Genomic DNA, 20,253 nt, shown 5'->3' with positions numbered 1-20,253 from the left:
TCGTTCGCATGTCCCAGGAAACGAAACTCGCCGAATACCTCAGGCGCGTCACCACCGAGCTGTACGACACCCGGGCCCGGCTGCGCGAGGCCCTGCGCCCGGACACTGACCCGGTGGTGGTCGTCGGCATGGCGTGCCGCTTCCCCGGCGGCGCGGACACCCCCGACGCCCTGTGGGAGCTGCTCTCGCAGGGCAAGCATGCGATCACCGACTTCCCGGCCGACCGTGGCTGGGACACCGCCACCGTCTACGACCCGAACCCGCAGGCGCCTGCGCCCGGCACGACGTACGTCCGCGTCGGCGGCTTCCTGGACACCGCGACCGGCTTCGACGCCGGCTTCTTCGGTATCGCTCCGCGTGAGGCGATCGTGATGGACCCGCAGCACCGGATCCTGCTCGAGACCGCCTGGCACGCCCTCGAGGACGCCGGAGTCGACCCGGCCGCGCTGCGCGGCACCGACACGGGTGTGTTCGCCGGGGTCTCGGCCGGCGACTACACCACCAACCTGGCCGAGATCCCGCCCGACCTGATCGGCCAGATCTCAATCAACAACGCGGTCAGCGTCGCCTCGGGCCGCATCGCCTATCTGCTCGGCGTCCACGGGCCGGCGCTGAGCGTCGACACCGCCTGCTCATCGTCGCTGGTAGCCGTGCACCTGGCGGCCCAGTCCCTGCATCGGGGCGAGTGCGGGCTAGCGCTCGCCGGTGGGGCCGCGGTCACCGCCACCCCGGCCCGGTTCATCGAGTTCTCCCAGCAGCGGGCAATGGCCCCGGACGGCCTGATCAAACCGTTCTCCGCCGACGCCGACGGCACGGCGTGGGGCGAGGGCGCGGCGGTGGTCGTCCTGGAGAAGCTGTCGCGGGCCCGCGCCCTGGGTCACCGGGTGCTGGCCGTGCTGCGCGGGTCGGGGGTCAACCACGACGGGCCGTCGAACGGGCTCACCGCACCGAACCGGCACGCTCAGGAGCAACTCATCCGGGAGACGCTCGAACGGGCCGGGCTCACCGGGGACGACGTCGATGCGGTGGAGACGCACGGCACCGGCACCACGCTCGGCGATCCGATCGAGGCGCAAGCGCTCGCGGCCACGTACGGCTCTCGCAGAGAACGCACGTTCTATATCGGTTCCAACAAGGGCAACCTCGGGCACACCCAAGCGGCGGCCGGCATCGCCAGCGTCGTCAAGACGATCCTGGCGCTGCGGCACGGCCTGCTGCCCCCGATCGCCGGCTTCTCCCGGCCCACGCCGCACGTCGACTGGGAGAAGACGGTCCTGCGCCCCCTGGCGGAGGCCACCCCCTGGCCCGAGACCGGCGGCCGGCCCCGGCGCATGGCGGTCAGCGCCTTCGGCATGAGCGGCACCAACGCCCACCTGATCCTGGAGGAGCCGCCCGCACCCGGCGAGGCGGACACTCCGGCGGGGTCCGCCGGCGGTGCGGAGGACGGTGTGCCGGCGGTGCTGCCGCTCACGCTGTCGGCCACCAGTGCGGCGGCGTTGGCCGCTCAGGCGCGCAGCCTGCGTGGGTACCTCGACGGGTTGACGGCAAAGGCGGGCGCTGCCGATGTCGCGTACGTTCTCTGCCGACGCACCCACCACCCGCACCGGGCCGTCGTGCTGAGCGACCGCGGGGACGGCTCTGCCGGCCTCGACGCCCTGGCCGAAGGGACGCCCTCGCCGCGGGTCGTCCTCGGGCACGCCGGTGCGGACGGCGGTGTCGCGTTCCTCTTTCCCGGGCAGGGCAGCGAGTGGCCGGGCATGGGGCGGGAGCTGCTACGGACCTCGCGGGTGTTCCGGGAGACGATCGCGGCGTGCGAGGGCGCGCTGTCCGAAGTCGTCGACTGGTCCCTGGGTGCGGTGCTGCGCGGCGAGAGCGGCACACCACCTCAGCAGCGGCCCGACGTGCTGCAACCCACACTGCTCGCGATGATGGCCGGCCTGGCCGAGATGTGGCGGTCCTACGGTGTACGGCCCGCCGCCGTCACCGGGCACTCGCAGGGGGAGATCGCCGCGGCGTGGCTGGCCGGGGCGTTGACGCTGCCCGACGCCATCCGGGTGTCAGCGCTGCGCAGCCGGCTGTTCACCGAGCTGAGCGGGCTGGGCGGGATGGCCTCGGTGGGCCTGTCCCCCGACGAGACCGGCGGCCTGCTGTCGCGCCGTCTCGAGATCGCCGCCGTCAACGGTCCCCGATCCACGGTGGTCTCCGGTGACCTCGAGGAGTTGGCCGCGCTGCTCGCCGGGTGCGCGCGCCGGGGTGTGCGCACCCGGCGGCTGCCGATCGGGTACGCCGCCCATTCCTACCAGGTGGAGTCGATCCGCGACCGGCTCCTCGAAGGGCTGGCCGGGATCCGGGCCGAGGCCGCGACCGTGCCCTACGTCTCCGGGGTCACCGGTGACTGGCACGACACGGCGGCCGTACCGCTGGACGCCGCCTACTGGTACCGCAATCTGCGCGAGCCGGTCCGGTTCGACCGGGCGGTCGGCACGCTGCTGGACGGCGGCAACCTGAAGCTGATCGAGGTCAGCCCGCACCCGGTGCTCCTGCCGGCCGTCCGTGAGACGCTCGACGCGGTCGGGGCCTCCGCCGCGGCCCTGGGCACGCTGCGCCGCGACGAGGGCGACCTCGACCGGTGGATGGCCGCGCTGGCCGAGGCGCACGTGTCGGGCGTGGCCGTCGACTGGCCGGCCGTGCTCGTCGGCACCGGTGGACGCCGGATCGACCTGCCGGGCTACGCGTTCCAGCGGGAACGGTACTGGCTGAACTCGGCGCTGCCCCGGATGGACGGCCGCCCAACGGACGACGGTGGAGCGGAGGAGACCGCCGGCGCCCTGCTGCGCCGCCTGGCCACGCTGGCACCGGGCGAGCGCGACGACGCTCTCGCCGACCTGATCGCCGAGCACGTCGCCGTGGTGCTGCGATACGCCTCGCCCGGGGCCGTCCCGCGCGACGACACGTTCCGCGACCTGGGCTTCGAGTCGCTCAACGCGGTGGACCTGCGCAACCGGCTGGGCGCCGCGACCGGCGTCGAGCTGCAGCTGGCCGACATCCTCAACTACCCGACCGTCACCGACCTCGCCGAGTTCCTCGGCGCCCGGCTGCCCGAGGCCGGGCCCGCCGCCCTCGACGCACCCGCCGAGGCGGACGCGGGCGACGGCACGCTCAGCGCGCTCTACCTCGCCGGTGTCCGCGCGGGCCGCACCGCCGCAGCCATGGACCTGATCCGTACGGCGGGCAGCCTGCGCCCCACGTTCGAGGCCGGGACCGCCGCGCCGATGTACCGGATGGCGGACGGCACGGGCGCGGCGCTGGTCTGCACGACGGCGCCGATCGCCCCGATGACCGACGTCGCCTACGGGTTCTTCACCGCCGCGATGCCGCAGCCGCGTCCGTTGTGGATGGTGCGGCCGCCGGGCTTCGTGCCCGGTGAGCGGGTGCCGGCCGACCTGGACGCCCTGGTGCGGGCGCAGGCGCGGGCCCTGCTGGACAACGGCGAGCTGGACCGGGTCGTGCTGGTGGGCTACTCGTCGGGCGGCTGGCTCGCGCACGAACTCGCCGCGCACCTGGAGGCCGTTGGGCGTCCGGCCGACGCGCTCGTACTCTTCGACTACTACCCGTACGCCTCTAGCGCCGACGAGCTGCGCGGCGGCTTCATGCGCGAGCAGGCGCGCCGCTGGCCGGCCGGGGCGGGCGGCGCCGACCGCGCCCTGGACACCCAGCTCGGCGCGATGGGCGCCTACCAGCGCCTGTTCGCCGACTGGCGGCCCGGCGGGATAGCCACCCCGATCCTGCACGTGGCCGCGGCTGAGGCGCTGCCCGGACGTCCCGCGCCCGCGCCGCAGGCCCGGTTCCGGCCGCCCTGCAACCGCGTGGTGACGCTGCCCGGCAACCACCTGAACATGCTCTCCGAGCAGGCCGAGGCGGCCGCCCGTACGGTCCACGACTGGCTGGCCGAGGTCCTGTGACGCACGGGGACGTCGCGATCGTCGGGATGGCCTGCCGGTTCGCCGGCGCCGATGGGCCGGAGCAGTTCTGGCGGCTGCTGCGCGACCGGGTGGACGCCGTCACCGAGGCGCCGCCGGACCGCTGGACCGACGCCGGGCCGGGCGGGCGGCCCCGGGTTGGCTCGTTCTTGCCCACGGTCGACGGCTTCGACGCCGCGTTCTTCGGGATTTCCCCGCGCGAGGCGGCCGTCATGGACCCGCAGCAGCGACTCGCCCTGGAGCTGAGCTGGGAGGCCCTGGAGGACGCCGGGATCGTCCCGGCGACCCTGCGCGGCGGCCGGGCCGGGGTCTTCGTCGGGGCGATGCGCGACGACTACGCCCGGCTGGCCCAGCAGCTCGGCGAGCACAGCACCACCCAGCACTCTTTCACCGGCCTGCAGCGCAGCCTGATCGCCAACCGGATCTCCTACCTGTACGGCCTGCGCGGCCCGAGCCTGACCGTCGACACCGGGCAGTCCGCCTCCCTCGCCGCCGTTCACCTGGCCTGCCGCAGCCTGCGCTCGGGCGAGTCCGACGTGGCGCTGGCCGGGGGCCTGAACCTCAACCTGCTCGCGGCGAGCGACGAGGAGGCCGCCCTGTTCGGTGGCCTGTCCCCCGGCGGCCGCTGCCGCACCTTCGACGCGGACGCCGACGGCTTCGTGCGGGGCGAGGGCGGCGGCATCGTCGTGCTCAAGCCCCTGGCGGCGGCGCTGCGCGACGGCGACCCGGTGTACTGCGTCGTCAAGGGCTCGGCGCTGAACAACGACGGCGGCGGCGCAGGCCTGACCGTGCCCAGCGAGGCGGCGCAGGCGCAGCTGCTGCGCGACGCGTACCGCGACGCCGGTGTCGACCCGGCGAGCGTGGGCTACGTCGAGCTGCACGGCACCGGCACGCCCGTCGGTGACCCGGTCGAGGCCGCCGCGCTCGGCGCGGTCCTGGGCGCCGTCCGCGACCCCGGCCGTCCGCTGCCGGTCGGCTCGGTCAAGACCAACCTCGGCCACCTGGAGGGCGCGGCCGGCGTCTGCGGCCTGATCAAGACCGCTCTGGCAATCCGGCACCGCGAGCTGCCCGCCGCCCTGCACTTCACGGCGCCGCACCCGCGGATACCCCTCGACGAGCTGCGACTGCGGGTCGTGACCGAGGCGGCGCACTGGCCGGCGGACGGGCCACGGATCGCCGGGGTCAGCTCGTTCGGGATGGGCGGCACGAACTGCCACGTGGTGCTCGCCGAACACGTCGCCGCGGCGCCCTCGTCGGAACCCGGCCCGGCGCGGGCCGCGTTCCTGCTCTCCGGCCACACCGGCGCCGCGCTCGCGGATCAGGCGGCGCGGCTGCGGGCGTACCTGGCCGACCGGCCCCGCACCGACCTGCTGGCGGTGGCCCGCACGCTGGCCGGTGCGCGGACCTCCCTACGGCATCGGGCGGTGCTCACCGCGGTCGACGAGCCGGGTCTGCTCGCGGGGCTGGACCGGCTCGCGGCCGGGCGCGGCGGCCCGGAGATCTCCCGGGGCGTGGCCACGCCCGGCGCGACCGCCGCGTTCCTCTTCTCCGGGCAGGGCAGCCAGCATCCGGGGATGGGCCGGGCGCTGTACCGCGAGCACCGGGTATTCCGGGACGCCTTCGACGAGGTCTGCCGGCACCTGGACGCCCACCTCGGCGTGCCGCTGCGCGAGATCGTGTTCGCCCCGGCCGGCACGCCGCGGGCCGCCCTGCTGGACGAGACCCGCTACACCCAGCCGGCGCTGTTCGCGCTGGAGGTGGCGGTCCACCGCCTGGTCACCTCGTACGGCGTGACGGCCGCAGCGCTGGCCGGACACTCGATCGGCGAGCTCGCCGCCGCGACCGTCGCCGGTGTCTTCGACATGCCCGACGCGGCGGCCGTGGTGGCCGCCCGGGGCGAGCTCATGCAGGCGCTGCCGGCGACCGGCGCGATGCTGGCCGTACGCGCCTGCGCGGAGGAGATCCTCGAACTGCTGTCCGGCTACGACGGCCGGATCGGGCTGGCCGCCGTCAACGGGCCGGCGGCCACCGTGATCAGCGGCGATGCCGACGCGCTCGCCCACGCGGCCGAGTTGCTCGCTCGACGAGGGCGCAGGACCACGGCGCTGCGGGTGAGCCGGGCGCTGCACTCGCGCGACCTGGACCCGATGCTGGAGCGTTACGGTGAGGTCCTGGCGGCGGTCGCCCTGCACCCGCCGCGGCTGCCGATCGTGTCGACGCTCACCGGCGAGCCCGTCGGCCCCGCCGAGATGACCGACCCGGGTTACTGGGTGCGGCAGGCTCGGGAGCCCGTACGGTTCATGGCCGCGATGCGCGCCCTGGACGCCGCCGTCCTCGTCGAGCTCGGGCCCGGCGCTGGCCTGGCCGCCGCGGCCCGCGAGTGTCTGGCCGCCCGCGACGGGCCTGCGCCGGCCGTGACCGCCGTGCTGCGCCGCAAGCGGCCCGAACCGGCGACGCTGCTCGGCGCGCTCGGCACGCTGCACGCGCACGGCGTGCCGGTGGACTGGGCCAAGGTGCTCGGCGGGGCCGCCGGACTGCGGCTGCCGACGTACGCGTTCCAGCGCGAGCCCCACTGGCTGACCTCGCGGCCGGTCCCCCGAACGAGGCGGCCCGTGGTGGCCGTCGGGGACCTGGTCGTGGAGGAGGTCGCCGAGGTGCTCGGCTATCCCGACGCGACGGCCGTGGAACCTGAGCGCACGTTCACCGACCTGGGTCTCGACTCGCTGATGGCCGCGGAACTGCTGGACCGGGTCCGCGCGCGCACGGGCACCGCGCTGCCCGGCACGGCGGTCTTCGACCACCCCACCCCGGCCGCGCTGTCCCGTCACCTGTCCGCCGCGTCCGTCCCCGTCCCCGTCCCCGCGCCGGTGGCCGGGTCGGCCGACGCGGACGATCCGGTCGTCATCGTGGGCATGGCTTGCCGCTACCCTGGCGGCGTCACCGGCCCCGACGAGCTGTGGCGGCTGGCCGAGTCGGGCGGCGACGCGATCGGCGAGTTCCCCGCCGACCGGGGCTGGGACCTCGACGCGCTGTTCGGCGCCGGACCCGACCGGCCCGGCTCCTCGCTGACCCGTCACGGCGGTTTCCTCTACGACGCCGCCGAGTTCGACGCCGCGTTCTTCGGGATCTCGCCGCGCGAGGCGCTCACCACCGACCCGCAGCAGCGGCTGCTGCTGACCGCCGCCTGGGAGGCGTTCGAGCACGCCGGCATCGACCCGGCGACCGTACGCGAGAGCCGCACCGCCGTCTTCGCCGGCGTCATGCACCACGACTACGCGCCCCGGGTGCACACCGTGCCCGCCGGGCTTGAGGGCCACCTCGTCACGGGCAACACCTCCAGCGTGGTCTCCGGGCGCCTGTCGTACGTGTTCGGCCTGCGCGGCCCCGCCGTCACCGTGGACACGGCGTGCTCGTCCTCGCTGGTCGCCCTGCACCTGGCCGCCCAGTCGCTGCGCCGAGGCGAGTGCACGCTCGCCCTTGCCGGCGGCGTCTCGGTGATGTCCACGCCGGAGATGTTCGTGGAGTTCTCCCGGCTGCGCGGGCTCGCCCCCGACGGGCGGTGCAAGTCGTTCGCGGCCGGGGCGGACGGCACCGCCTGGGCCGAGGGCGCCGGCCTGCTCGTGCTCGAACGCCTCTCCGACGCCCGCCGCCACGGCCACCGGGTGTGGGCGGTCGTGCGCGGCAGCGCCGTGAACCAGGACGGCGCCTCCAACGGCCTGTCCGCGCCGAGCGGCCCGGCCCAGGAGCAGGTGATCCGGGAGGCGCTCGCCGACGCCGGCCTGACACCCGGCGACATCGACGCGGTGGAGGCGCACGGCACCGGCACACCGCTCGGCGACCCCATCGAGGCGCGGTCGCTGATCGCCACGTACGGGCGGGAGCGGCCGGACGGACGGCCGCTGCTGCTCGGCTCGCTCAAGGCGAACATCGGGCACGCGCAGGCGGCGGCCGGCGTCGGCGGCGTCATCAAGATGGTCCAGGCCCTACGGCACGGGGTCCTGCCGGGCCTGCTGCACCTGGACAGCCCGACCGGGCACGTCGACTGGGACGACTCGGGCGTACGCCTGCTCGACGCCCCCACCACGTGGCCGCAAACCGGCCGCCCGCGCCGGGCGGGCGTCTCCTCCTTCGGCATCAGCGGCACCAACGCGCACGTACTGCTGGAGGAACCCGCACCGGAGCCGGCGCCCGGACGCCGCCCGGAACCGCCCGCCGCGCTGCCCTGGGTGGTGTCCGGCCGGTCCGCGCGGGCGTTGCGGGCGCAGGCCGCCCGGCTGCGTGACCTGCTGCACGACGAACCGGAGACCGACCTCGCCGATCTGGCCCGGGCCCTGGCCGCGCACCGCCACGCGCACGAGCACCGCGCGGTCGTCGTCGGCACCGGCCGCGACGAGCTGCTGCGCGGCCTCGACGCGGTGGCCTGCGGGCAGCCGGCGCCGGACGTGCGCACCGGGCGGGCCCGCACGGGACACCGGCCGGTCCTGGTCTTCCCGGGCCAGGGCACCCAGTGGACCGGCATGGCCGTACGGCTGCTGGAGTCCTCGCCGGTGTTCGCGGCGTCCATACGCGAGTGCGGGCGGGCCCTGGCTCCGTTCGTGGACTGGTCGCTGCCCGACGTGCTGGGCGACGCGGCGGCGCTGCGCCACGTCGACGTCGTGCAGCCGGCGCTGTGGGCGGTGATGGTGTCGCTGGCCGAGGTGTGGCGTTCCTTCGGCGTCGAGCCGGCCGCGGTGGTGGGGCACTCGCAGGGGGAGATCGCGGCGGCCTGCGCCGCCGGCGCACTGTCGCTCTCGGACGGCGCCCGGGTGGTCTGCCTGCGGGGCAGGGCGATCCGCGCGCTGTCGGGTCGCGGCGGCATGATGTCGGTCCAGCTCCCGCGCGCCGACGCCGAGCGGCACCTGCGGCCCTGGCAGGGGCGGATCTCGGTCGCGGCGGTCAACGGTCCCCGGTCGACGGTGGTCTCCGGCGACCCGGACGCGCTGGACGCGCTGGGCGCGCAGCTCGCGGCCGAAGACGTCCGGCTTTCCCGGCTGCCCGTGGACTACGCCTCGCACTCGGCCCAGGTGGAACGGCTTCGCGAGCGCCTGCTCACCGAGCTCGCCGGGATCCGGCCGCGCACCTCGGACGTGCCGTTCCACTCCACGCTCACCGGCGGCATCATCGACACGGCCGGCCTCGACGCCGAGTACTGGTACCGCAACCTGCGGCACACCGTCGAGTTCGAGGGCGCGATCAGGGCCCTGCACGCCGCCGGCCACCGCACGTTCGTCGAGGCGAGCCCCCGCGCGGTGCTGACCATGGACGTCCAGGGGATCCTCGACGAGGGCGACCGGCCCGGAACCGCGCTCGGCACGCTGCGCCGCGACGACGGCGGCCTCGACCGGCTGCTGACCTCGATCGCCGAGGCGTACGTGATCGGTCTCGGCGTGCGCTGGGAGCCGGCCCTGGCGGCGGGCGGCCGTGGGCGTGTCGGCCTGCCCACGTACGCGTTCCAGACCGAACGCTTCTGGATGCTGCCCGACACCGCGGCAGCCGGCGCCCGCGCCCTGGGTCTGTCGCCCGGCGAGCACCCGCTGCTCGGTGCCGAGCTGCCGCGCGCCGACGACGGCGGGCTGCTGCTCACCGGTGTCCTGTCGGCGACCGGCCGGCCGTGGCTGGCCGACCATGGCGTCGGCGGCGACGTGCTGCTCTCCGGGACGACGTTCGTGGAACTCGCCCTGCACATCGGGCAGCGGGTCGGCCGCCCCCAGGTCGAGGAGTTGGTCCTGCACGCGCCGCTGGTCCTGGCCGAGGGTGCCGGCGCGCGGATCCAGGTCGGTGTCGGCGGGGCCGCGTCGGAGCCACGCCGCCCGGTCACCGTGTACGCCGAGGACGGGAGCACCTGGGTCCGGCATGCGAGCGGCTGGCTGACCGGCGGGGTGGCCCCGGCCGCGCCGTTCGCGTGGCCGCCCGTGGACGCCGAACGGGTCGACCTCGGCGGCGCCTACGAGCGCCTGGCCGCGACCGGCTACGAGTACGGGCCCGCCTTCCGGGGCCTGCGGGCGCTCTGGCGATCCGGCACCGACCTGTACGCCGAGATCGTCCTCCCGGAGCCGCTGCAAGCCGACGCCGCCGGGTACGGGCTGCATCCCGCCCTGCTCGACGCCGCCCTCCATCCCCTGCTGGTCGCGGACGACCACGACGAGATCCGCCTGCCGTACTCGTGGAGCGGCGTCACGCTGCACGCCACCGGCGCGACCGGCCTGCGGGTGCACCTCGCCGACGCGGGCGGCGGCGCGATCCGGCTGCACGCCACCGACTTCGGCGGTCGGCCCGTGGCCTCGGTCGACGCGCTCACGCTGCGCCCGCTGCGGCGCGGGTCGCCCGACCGGCTGCTCTGGCAGGTCGACTGGGTCGAGGCGGGGGCCGGCGAACCGGCCGAGGTCGTGGCGTACGTCTGCCCCGACAGCGCACCGGACGTCCCCGCCGCGGTGCGCGAGGCGACCGGCGGCGTCCTGGAGTGGTTGCGGCGCACCCTGGCCGACCCGGCCCACTCGGACACGACCCTGGTCGTGGTCACCCGGCACGCCGACCTGGCGCAGTCGGCGGTCCGGGGCCTGGTGCGCTCGGCGCAGACCGAGAACCCGGGCCGCATCGTGCTCGTCGACACCGACCGGCCGGCCGGCCCCGAGGACCTGCGCGCGGCGGCCAGCACCGGCGAACGCGAGGTCGTCCTCTGCGGCTCGCGGCTGCTCGTCCCCCGGCTGACCCGCTCCGCCACCCCATCCACGACGGCGCCGTGGGCGTGGAACCCCGACGGAACCGTGCTGATCACCGGGGGCACCGGCACGCTGGGCGCGCTCGTCGCCCGCCACCTGGTCACCGAGCACGGCGTACGCCACCTGGTCCTGACCGGGCGCGGCGGTCGCGGCGCGGCGGTCGCGGACGAGCTGGCCGCGCTCGGTGCCCGGGCACGCGTCGCCGCCTGCGACGTGGCCGACCCGGACGCGGTCGCCGCGCTGCTCGGCTCCTTCGACCCCGAACACCCGCTGACCGCCGTCGTGCACGCCGCCGGGGTCCTCGACGACGGCACCCTCGACTCGCTGGACGCGGCCCGGCTCGACACCGTGCTGCGGCCCAAGGCCGACGGGGCGTGGCACCTGCACCGGCTCACCGAGCACCTCGACCTCGACGCGTTCGTGCTCTTCTCCTCGGTGGCCGGCACGGTCGGCACGCCCGGGCAGGCCAATTACGCCGCCGCGAACTCGTTCCTCGACGCGCTCGCCCACCACCGCCGGGCCCGCGGCCTCACGGCGACCTCGCTGTCCTGGGGGCTCTGGGAACTCGACACCGGCATGACCGGCCACCTCGGCGACGCCGGCCGGGCCCGGCTGGCCCGGTACGGCCTCTCCCCGCTCGGCCGCGAACAGGGCCTCGCGGCGTTCGACCTGGCGCTCGCCCGCGACGTCGCGCACCTGATCCCCGCCCGTCTCGACCCCACCGCGTTCGCCGGCCCGTCCCGCCGTGCACCGGCGGCTGCGCCCACCGACGCGGCGGACTCTGCCCCGCGCGACCGGCAGACGCTGCCCGACCTGGTCCTGTCGACCGTGGCCGCGGTGCTCGGCCACGGCTCGGCCGACGACATCGAGGAGGACCGCGCCTTCCGCGACCTGGGCTTCGACTCGCTCACCGGCCTCGAACTGCGCAACCGGCTCAGCGCCGCCACCGGGCTGCGGCTGCCGGCCACCCTGATCTTCGACCGGCCCACCCCGGCCGCGCTGATCGCCTTCCTGGCCGACCGGACACCCGCCCGGCCCGCCGGCGGCGAACCCGCGGCCCGGCCCGCCGCGGACACCGACGACCTGGTCGTGATCGTCGGTATGGCCTGCCGCTACCCCGGCATCGGCACACCCGCCGAGCTGTGGCGTTTGCTCGCCGAGGGCCGCGACGTGATCACCGACTTCCCCGCCGACCGGGGCTGGGCGACCGACGCCCTGTACGCGCCTTCGCCGGCCCCCGGGAAGACGTACGTGCGACGGGGCGGGTTCCTGGGCGACGCCACCGCGTTCGACCCGTCGTTCTTCGGCATCTCGCCGCGCGACGCGCTCATCATGGACCCGCAGCACCGGGTCCTGCTGGAGACCACCTGGCACGCCCTGGAGGACGCCGGCGTGGACCCGCACGCGCTGCGCGGCTCCGACACCGGCACCTTCACCGGGCTGATCGCCGGCGACTACACCTCGCTGGTCACCGACATCCCCGACGACCTGGTAGGGCAGGCCTCGATCGCCAACACCCCGAGCGTCGCCTCCGGTCGGGTCGCCTACCTGCTCGGCCTGCACGGGCCGGCCATGACCGTCGACACGGCGTGCTCGTCCTCCCTGGTCGCGCTGCACCTGGCCGCCCGGTCGCTGCGCGAGCGCGAGAGCAGCCTCGCGATCGTGGCCGGAGCGACCGTCATGTCCACGCCCACCCGGTTCGTCGAGTTCTCCCAGCAGCACGGCCTCGCCCCCGACGGCCACGCCAAGCCGTTCTCCGCGGACGCCGACGGCACCGCATGGGGCGAGGGCGCGGCCGTCCTCGTCCTCGAGACGCTGTCGCGGGCCCGCGCCAACGGCCACCGGGTGCTCGCCGTCGTCCGCGGCACCGCCGTCAACCAGGACGGGCCCTCCAACGGTCTCACCGCGCCCAGCCGCGACGCCCAGGAGCGGCTGATCCGGGCCACGCTCGCCGGGGCCGGGCTGAACGCCGACGACGTCGACGTGGTCGAGGCGCACGGCACGGGCACGACGCTCGGCGACCCGATCGAGGCGCAGGCCCTGGCCGCCACGTACGGCGCCGGGCGAGAACGACCGTTCTACCTCGGCTCGATCAAGGCCAACCTCGGGCACACCCAGGCCGCCGCGGGCGTCACCGCCATCATCAAGATGATCCTGGCGATGCGCCACGGCACGCTTCCGGCGCAGCCCAGGCTCACCGCGCCCACCCCGCACGTCGACTGGGACGACACGCCGCTGACCCTGCTCACCTCGCCCACCCCCTGGCCCGAGACCGGCCGGCCCCGGCGCGCCGCGGTCAGCGCGTTCGGGATCAGTGGCACCAACGCGCACCTGATCCTGGAGCAGCCCGAACCCGCCGAGCCCCCGGCGGCGGCCACCACGGCACCGGTCGTGCCGCTCCCGGTGTCGGGCACCACGCCGGCCGCCCTGGCCGCGCAGACCGCCCGGCTGCTCGACCACGTGGCCGACGCTCCTCGCCTCGTGGACGTGGCGTACACGCTCTCCCGGCGCGCCCACCACCCGCACCGCAGCGTCCTCCTCGGCGACGTCTGCCGCACCGGGCACGCGTCGGGCGAGGTCCCGACCGCCTTCCTCTTCCCCGGCCAGGGGACGGCGTGGCCCGGGATGGGCCGCCGTCTCCACGGGACGATGCCCGCGTACGCGCAGGCCTTCGACGAACTGAATGCCGAGCTGGAGCCCCTGCTCGGCCGGTCACTCACCGACCTCGGACCCGAGCTGCTGAGCCGAACCGACTACGCCCAGCCCGCGATCTTCGCGGTCGAGGCGGCGCTGCACCGCCTGCTGACCAGCTTCGGCGTACGCCCGGACTTCCTCGCCGGTCACTCCGTCGGGGAGATCACCGCCGCGTACGCCGCCGGGGTCCTCTCGACGGCCGACGCCTGCGCGCTGGTCGTCGCCCGGGGCAGGCTGATGCGCCAGGTCGGCCACGCCGGAGCGATGGTCGCCCTGCCAGTCTCCGAGGACGAGGCGCGGGAGCTGATCCGGGGCCGCGAGCACGAGGTCGCGATCGCGGCCGTGAACGGGCCCGCCGCCGTGGTGCTCTCCGGCGACGAGCAGGCCGTCCACGACTGCGTACGGGGGCTGCGGGCCACCGTGCTGCGCACCGACCGCGCCTTCCACTCGCACCACCTCGACGAGATCCTCGAACCGTTCCACGAGGTGCTGACCGGCTTGACGTTCTCGCCGCCCACCACGCCGATCATCTCCGCGGTCACCGGCGAGCCGGTCGCGGCCGGGCAGCTGTGCACGCCGGAGTACTGGACGCGGCAGGCCCGCGACACGGTGCGCTTCGGCGACGCGCTGGAGCGGCTCGCGCGGGCCGGGGTCCGCGCGTTCGTCGAGGCCGGGCCGGGACACACGCTGTCCACCCTGGTGTCCGCGGCCCTGCCGGACGCGGACGAGCCGATCACCTGCCTGCGCAGGACCGAGCCGGACGGCTTCCTGACCGCGCTGGCCAACCTGCACGTCCGCGGCGTCCCCGTCGACTGGTCACCGCTGACTGCCGGGGGCACACTGGTCGACCTGCCGCCGTACGCCTTTCAGCGGGAGCGCTACTGGCTGCGCGACGTGGAGCACCCGCCTGTCGACCCGGTGCGCTACGACGTCACCTGGCGGCCCCGGCCCGCACCCGACCGTCCCGCGCACGGCGGGACCTGGTTGATCGTCGGCGGGCACGACGCCGCAGGCCTTCGCCGGGCCCTGATCGAGCGCGGCGTGCAGGTGCGGCAGTGCACCGATCCGCGGCAGCACCAGGGGACACCGGCCGGGATCGTCTCGCTGCTCGCGCTGGACGACCGGGACGACGGCGGGCTGCCCCGGGCCGCGACCGCCACGCTCGACCTGCTCAACGCCGTCGACGCCACCGGGCTGGGCGCGCCGGTCTGGAACCTGACCCGGGGCGCCGTCTCGACCGGCCCCGGCGACCGGATCCGCCGGCCCGCGCAGGCCGCCGTGTGGGGGCTGGGCCGCACGATCGCGCTCGAGACACCGTACGTCTGGGGCGGCCTACTCGACCTGCCGGAGCAGGACTGCTGGTCCCTGGTGGCCGATGTCCTGCTCGATCCCGGTGGCGAGGACGAGATCGCGATCCGCGGCGACGACATCCTCGTCCCGCGCCTGCGCCGCGCGCCGGTCCGGGAGCCGCAGCCCTGGCGTCCGCACGGGACCGTCCTGGTGACGGGCGGGCTCGGCGGCCTGGGCGCGCAGGTCGCCCGGTGGCTGGCCCGGCGCGGCGCCGGCCGCCTGCTGCTCGCCGGCCGCCGCGGCGCCGCCACGCCGGGCGCGGAGGACCTGCGCGCCGACCTGGTCGCGCTGGGAGCGGACGTACGCATCGCCGCCTGCGACGTCACCGACCGGGCCGCCCTGTCCCGGCTGATCGCGTCGGTGCCCGCCGACGCGCCGCTGACCGCGGTCGTGCACGCTGCCGGCATCCTCGACGACGCCCCCGCCGCAGCCCTGACCCCGCGACGGATGGCGGGCGTCTGGGCACCCAAGACCGGTGCCGCCTGGCACCTGCACGAGCTCACCCGCGCCCTGCCGCTAGATCATTTCGTGCTGTTCTCCTCGCTCGCCGGGTTGGTCGGCTCAGCCGGTCAGGGCGCCTACGCTGCCGCCAACGCCGCGCTGGACGCTCTCGCCCTGCACCGGCGCGACCTGGGCCTGCCCGCCACCTCGGTCGCCTGGGGACCGTGGGCCGGTCCCGGCATGTTCGACGCCGTGGCGGGCCGCTCCCCGCACCTCGACGGTCTCACCGCGATGGTGCCGCAGGAGGCCCTGGACGCGCTGGAGCGCTGCGTGCCCGGCTGCAGCGTGGTCGCCGAGGTCGACTGGAACCGCTTCGGCCGGCGCCCCCGCGGCCTGCTCGCCGAGCTGACCACCGGCGCGGAGCCCGGCAGCCCCGAGCCGCTGCCCGCCGAGGTGCTCGCGCTGCCGGACGAGGACCTCCGGGAGTTCCTGCTCGGACGCGTGGTCACCCACGTCTCGGCCGTCTCCGGGCACCCGGCCGCCGACGTTCCGCCGGGCGAGCCGTTCAAGCAGCTGGGCATGGACTCTCTCGCCACGATCCAGCTACGCAACCGGCTCAGCGCCGACACCGGCCTGAGCCTGGCCGCGACCGTCGTCTACGACCACCCGACCCCGGTCGAACTCGCCGGCCATCTCACCGACCGCCTGCGTGCGCTGCGGGCGCCGTCCGGTCGTCCGGTCCTCGACCGGTTGCGCGACCTGGAGGAGGCCCTGGGCGCGACCACGGCCGCAGAGGACGCGCGTACGGAGATAACGGCCGCGCTGGAGGGGCTGCTCCGCCGATGGCGCGGCACGGAGGGTCTCGACGTCTCCGCCGATCTCGACGTCGCCTCTGACGAGGAGATGTACAGCCTCATCGACGCCGTGCTGGGCACCACCGACGAGCAGGGCTGAGATCCGCCGGTCGTCGGTCCAGGCCCGACCCTGGTCAGGGGTTGACGATCATGCCAGGATGTCTCGGCAATCGTGCTTGTAGTTCGGCACTCTCCTAAGCAGAGGCTACCCAATGACCAGGACCGCCAAAGTGGGCACGGCCTTTGCGACCTTCGCAGCGGCCGCCAGTTTCTTGATTTCGCTCGCCGGTTCCTCGCTGAAGAGCACCGTCCAGGTCTTCTTCCTGAACATCGCGGACGGCTTCGACGTCAGCCGCGGCAGCCTGGCGATCGCGACCACCCTGTTCGCTGTGGTCACCGCGGTGACATCGTCGGTGATCGGGCACCTCGCCGACCGGATCGGCGCGATCCCGGTGCTGGCGATCGGCACCGCCCTGAACGGCATCGTGTTGCTGCTCAGCGCCATGGCCTCCGAGTTGTGGATGTTCGTCCTCACCTACGGCGTGGTCGGCGCCGTCGCGGTCACGATGCTCTCCTTCGTGCCGCTGGGCGTGCTGGCCGACCAGCTGTTCCAGGGGCGCAACAGTGGTCTGTTCTACGCGCTGCTGACCAACGGCGCGGCGGTGGGATTCATGGTGCTGGTTCCCCTGTGGACCTACCTGGACAACACCATGTCCTGGAACAAGGTGCTGTTCGCCATCGGGGTGTTCTTCCTCGTCGTACTGCTGCCCCTGTCCCTGGCGTTGGTACGCCTGTCCATCAGCCGGCAGCCGGCCAGGGTGGCACCGAGGGTGTCGTTCTGGAGCGCGACGGCCACGACGTTCCGCCACCCGCAGATGCGCGCGCTGGTGCTGGCCTTCATCGGCTGCGGAACCACCATGGCCTTCATCGACGTGCACTTCTTCCCGCACCTGCACGACCACGGCATCTCCGATTCGGTCGGCGCCTCGGCGGTTGCGGTGCTGGGCGCGCTGGAAATCATCGGCGCGCTGGCCGCCGGACGACTGTGTGACCTCGGCTGGACGCGGGCCACGCTGATCGGCGCCTACGCGTTGCGCGCCGCCGCCATGGTCATGCTGCTGTTCGTCAACTCCCCGGCCACCGTCATCGCCTTCGGGGCGGTCTTCGGCGTGAGCTATCTGGCCACCGTGGTCGCCACGACGGTGTGGGCGACCCGGGCCCTGCCGCCCGGGGTGCGCGGCACCGCGCTCGGGGTGCTCTGGGCGGTCCACATGCTCGCCGTGGCAGCGACGAGCCAGGTGGGGGCGATTCTCGCTGACCTGCAGCACAGCTACACCGTCACCATCGGCGCGTCGGCGGTGCTGACGCTCGCCGCTGTGGTCCTGGTGGCCGTTCAGCCGAGCCCGGACGACCGCGTCGCCAACGCCGCGCCCCCGGTGGAGGAGGCACGACCGAACGTCGAGGTCTGACAGACGACAAGCGACACTTGGACGCCTGCAAGCCAGCCGGATCAACCTGTTCGACGGAGACGGACGTGGTGAATGCATGGATGGTCGCCCTACGCGCCCTGCGCCAGGGCTTCCTGATCGGTTGTCGGATTGTCGACTGATGTCTATTGTCTGCAACCACAGTTGCCACAGCGGCACCTTTCCCCCACCTGTGGAGTCGGAGTGATCATGCGCGGGCTCGACCGGCGGTCCGCACGCCGTCCACAGGTCGGCCCGCATGCCCGCCGAGCCTGATCCGATGCGGACCCCAGTGGCCGTCATCGGCGGGGGCCTGGCCGGTTCCCTGCTCGCGCTGCGGCTCGCCGAGCAGATCGGCGGACCCCGCATCGAGCTGTACCTGGGCGCGGCGACGCGTGGCCGAGATGCCACTGTCGCCTCCGGTGGGCTGGTCCGGGGCTTCGAGACGAACCTCGACGAGTGCCGGTTGGCGGCTGAGAGCCTCGCCGAGCTTCGCCGCGACCCCGCGCTGGCCCAGGCAAGCGAATACCAGGAGTCGCCCTCCTACTATTTCCTGCGCCCGGAGGTCGATCCGGGCCGCCAGCTCGCCCTGTTGGACGGCGCGCTCAGCGGCTCCGCCCGGCTGGTGCCAGCCGGACAGGCGGCGCGGGCCCTCGGTCTCGCCCCCCGGCCGGAGGGCACGTTCGCGGTCGTCGAGCAGCATGCGGGGCACATCCGTCCGGACGCGCTGCGCCACTACGCCGTCACCCGGGCCACCGCGTTGGGTGTTCGGGTACGCCACGAGGCGGTCGCCTCGGTCGCAGCCGGGCCAGCCGTGACGGTGGGCGGCATCGTCCGGCATCACGACGTGGTGGTGGTCGCGGCCGGTGCGTGGACCAGCGCACTGGTTCCCGTGCCGCTGCGCACCCGACGAATCCAGTACGGCGTATACCCGCTGGCGCGACCCGACCTCGGTTGCCTCGTCGACGACGTGTCCACGTTGTACGGCCGGTCCTATGGAGGGTCCGTACTGCTCGGTGTCGCCACCTCGGCGTGGGGAGCAGCTCCGGGGGACGACCGCCCCGACCCGGCGTACGTGGATCGGGTTTCGGACGTCGCCCGCGCCGTTCTCGGCCTCGACGGGCGGCTGCCGGCGCCGCGGTGGTCGGCCGCGGGCGTGGACGGTTTCGCCGATGAGGGCGGGCTGCGGCTACGCGCGATCGACGACATGCCGGGAGTGTTCAGCTTCGCCGGTGGGGCGGGAAGCGCCGCGAAGAGTGTTCTGGCGTCGAGCCGACTCGCCGCCGCGACGGTGTGCGTGGCGGCCAGCGGACAACCGCCACAGATGTCCACGCCCCCGGTGCCGGTTTGCCGGGACCCGGGCGACCAGGCGTCAAGATGAGGGGCAGCATGGAGAGACACAAGTCAGTGGTCGCGGTGGGGGCCGGTCCGGCCAACCTCGCCTTCGCCGTGGCGGTCGAGGAGATGGCTCCCGACGTGGCCGACGAAACCCTGCTGGTGGACCAGTACGACGACATCGCCTGGCAGCGCGGGATGCTGCTGCCGTGGGCCCAGAGCCAGGTCGGCTTCCTCAAGGATCTCGTGACGCTGCGTAACCCACGCAGCCGGTACTCCTTCGTCAACTACCTGCACTCGACCAACCGGTTGGACGAGTTCATCAACCTGGGCTCGGCGTTGCCGTTCCGCCTGGAGGTCTCCGCGTACCTGCAGTGGGTGGCCAAGTCGCTGGAGCGGGTGCAGGTGGAGTACGGGCGGGCGGTCACGGCGATCACGCCGGTGTCGTCGCGTGACGACGGCGTGTCGGATCGCTGGCGGGTCCAGTTCGACACCGGCGAGGTGGTCCGCTGCCGGAACGTGGTGATCGGGGTCGGCCGGGCCCCCAACGTTCCCGCCGCGTTCCGGGATCTGCCCGCCGATCGGGTGGTCCACAGCACCGAGTTCACCAGCCGGGTGGCGCAGCTCGACCCGAAGGCCGTGCGCCGGGTCGTGGTCGTCGGCGGGGCGCAGAGTGCCGCCGAGATGCTGTGGACGATGTACCAGCAGTTCCCCGCCGCCGAGTGCCGGATGTTGATGAGGTCGGCCGGTCTGCGCGGCTACGAGAGCAGCGCCTTCACCAATGAGCTGTACTTCCCGTCGTTCGTCGACCAGTTCCACGCCGGCTCCGCCGAGGCCCGGGCCCAGTTGTTGCAGGAGATGCACCGGACGAACTACGCCGGGCTGGCCCCCGGCATGCTCGACTCGCTGTATCGCCAGATGTACCAGGACCGGCTGACCGGCAACGCCCGGATCGTCATGCATACGCTCACCGACGTGCTCGCCACCCGGATGGAGGGCGACGAGGTCGTGTTGACCGTGCACGACCGGCTACGGGCGACGACCGACGAGCTCCGCGCCGACCTGGTGCTCCTGGGCACCGGCTTCGAGCAGGGCAAGCCGGCGCTGATCCGGCAGACCGCCGCCTCCGTGGGCGTACGCGAGATCACGGTCGACCGCAACTACCGCATGGTGACGCCGGACTCCGTGACCGCCGGCTGCTATCTGCAGGGCGTCAACGAGGCGACTCATGGCATCGCGGACTCGCTGATCAGCGTACTGGCGGTCCGCGCTGGCGAGATGGTGAACGATCTACTCGCCCCCCGTGCCAGCGCACCGGCGCTGGTCGGCACGGCGGCGGCCGGCGGCGTCTTCGCCGAGGGAAGGGATGACTGAC

The 20,253-nt window shown here is 74.5% G+C and carries 5 protein-coding genes; all 5 read left to right on the top strand.

Going from position 1 to position 20,253, the window contains the following annotated elements; all coding sequences use genetic code 11:
• The first annotated feature begins 8 nt into the window (after nucleotides 1–8).
• Nucleotides 9–3,962 carry a type I polyketide synthase gene (locus tag ACFYZF_RS24210; RefSeq protein ID WP_387024348.1) on the top strand — a complete coding sequence of 1,318 codons (3,954 nt, stop codon included), beginning with the start codon at nucleotides 9–11 and terminating at the stop codon, nucleotides 3,960–3,962.
• Nucleotides 3,959–16,177 (top strand): SDR family NAD(P)-dependent oxidoreductase, encoded by a 12,219-nt coding sequence (locus ACFYZF_RS24205; protein ID WP_387024346.1) that lies wholly within the window; start codon nucleotides 3,959–3,961, stop codon nucleotides 16,175–16,177. The genes ACFYZF_RS24210 and ACFYZF_RS24205 overlap by 4 nt, the downstream gene beginning before the upstream one ends.
• Nucleotides 16,178–16,289: 112 nt before the next feature.
• Nucleotides 16,290–17,546: an MFS transporter gene (locus ACFYZF_RS24200; RefSeq protein WP_387024344.1), complete on the top strand. Its 1,257-nt coding sequence runs from the start codon at nucleotides 16,290–16,292 to the stop codon at nucleotides 17,544–17,546.
• A gap of 277 nt (nucleotides 17,547–17,823) precedes the next feature.
• Nucleotides 17,824–18,924: an FAD-dependent oxidoreductase gene (locus ACFYZF_RS24195; protein WP_387024342.1), complete on the top strand. Its 1,101-nt coding sequence runs from the start codon at nucleotides 17,824–17,826 to the stop codon at nucleotides 18,922–18,924.
• Between the two features lie 8 nt (nucleotides 18,925–18,932).
• The gene (locus ACFYZF_RS24190) at nucleotides 18,933–20,252 is read left to right on the top strand and encodes a SidA/IucD/PvdA family monooxygenase (RefSeq protein ID WP_387024339.1); all 1,320 of its coding nucleotides are present in this window, start codon (nucleotides 18,933–18,935) and stop codon (nucleotides 20,250–20,252) included.
• The last annotated feature ends 1 nt before the right edge of the window (nucleotide 20,253 follow it).

Source organism: Micromonospora sp. NPDC001898, assembly GCF_042891255.1.
In the GTDB taxonomy this organism is placed as follows: domain Bacteria; phylum Actinomycetota; class Actinomycetes; order Mycobacteriales; family Micromonosporaceae; genus Micromonospora.
Note: the sequence above shows the minus strand (reverse complement) of the source record. Positions and strands in the feature narration are given on the sequence as shown.

Bases quoted from the DNA above. Each gene is read 5' to 3' on its own strand.
- ACFYZF_RS24210 (WP_387024348.1), top strand. From the start codon at position 9: ATGTCCCAGGAAACGAAACTCGCCGAATACCTCAGGCGCGTCACCACC.
- ACFYZF_RS24200 (WP_387024344.1), top strand. From the start codon at position 16,290: ATGACCAGGACCGCCAAAGTGGGCACGGCCTTTGCGACCTTCGCAGCG.
- ACFYZF_RS24195 (WP_387024342.1), top strand. From the start codon at position 17,824: ATGCGGACCCCAGTGGCCGTCATCGGCGGGGGCCTGGCCGGTTCCCTG.
- ACFYZF_RS24190 (WP_387024339.1), top strand. From the start codon at position 18,933: ATGGAGAGACACAAGTCAGTGGTCGCGGTGGGGGCCGGTCCGGCCAAC.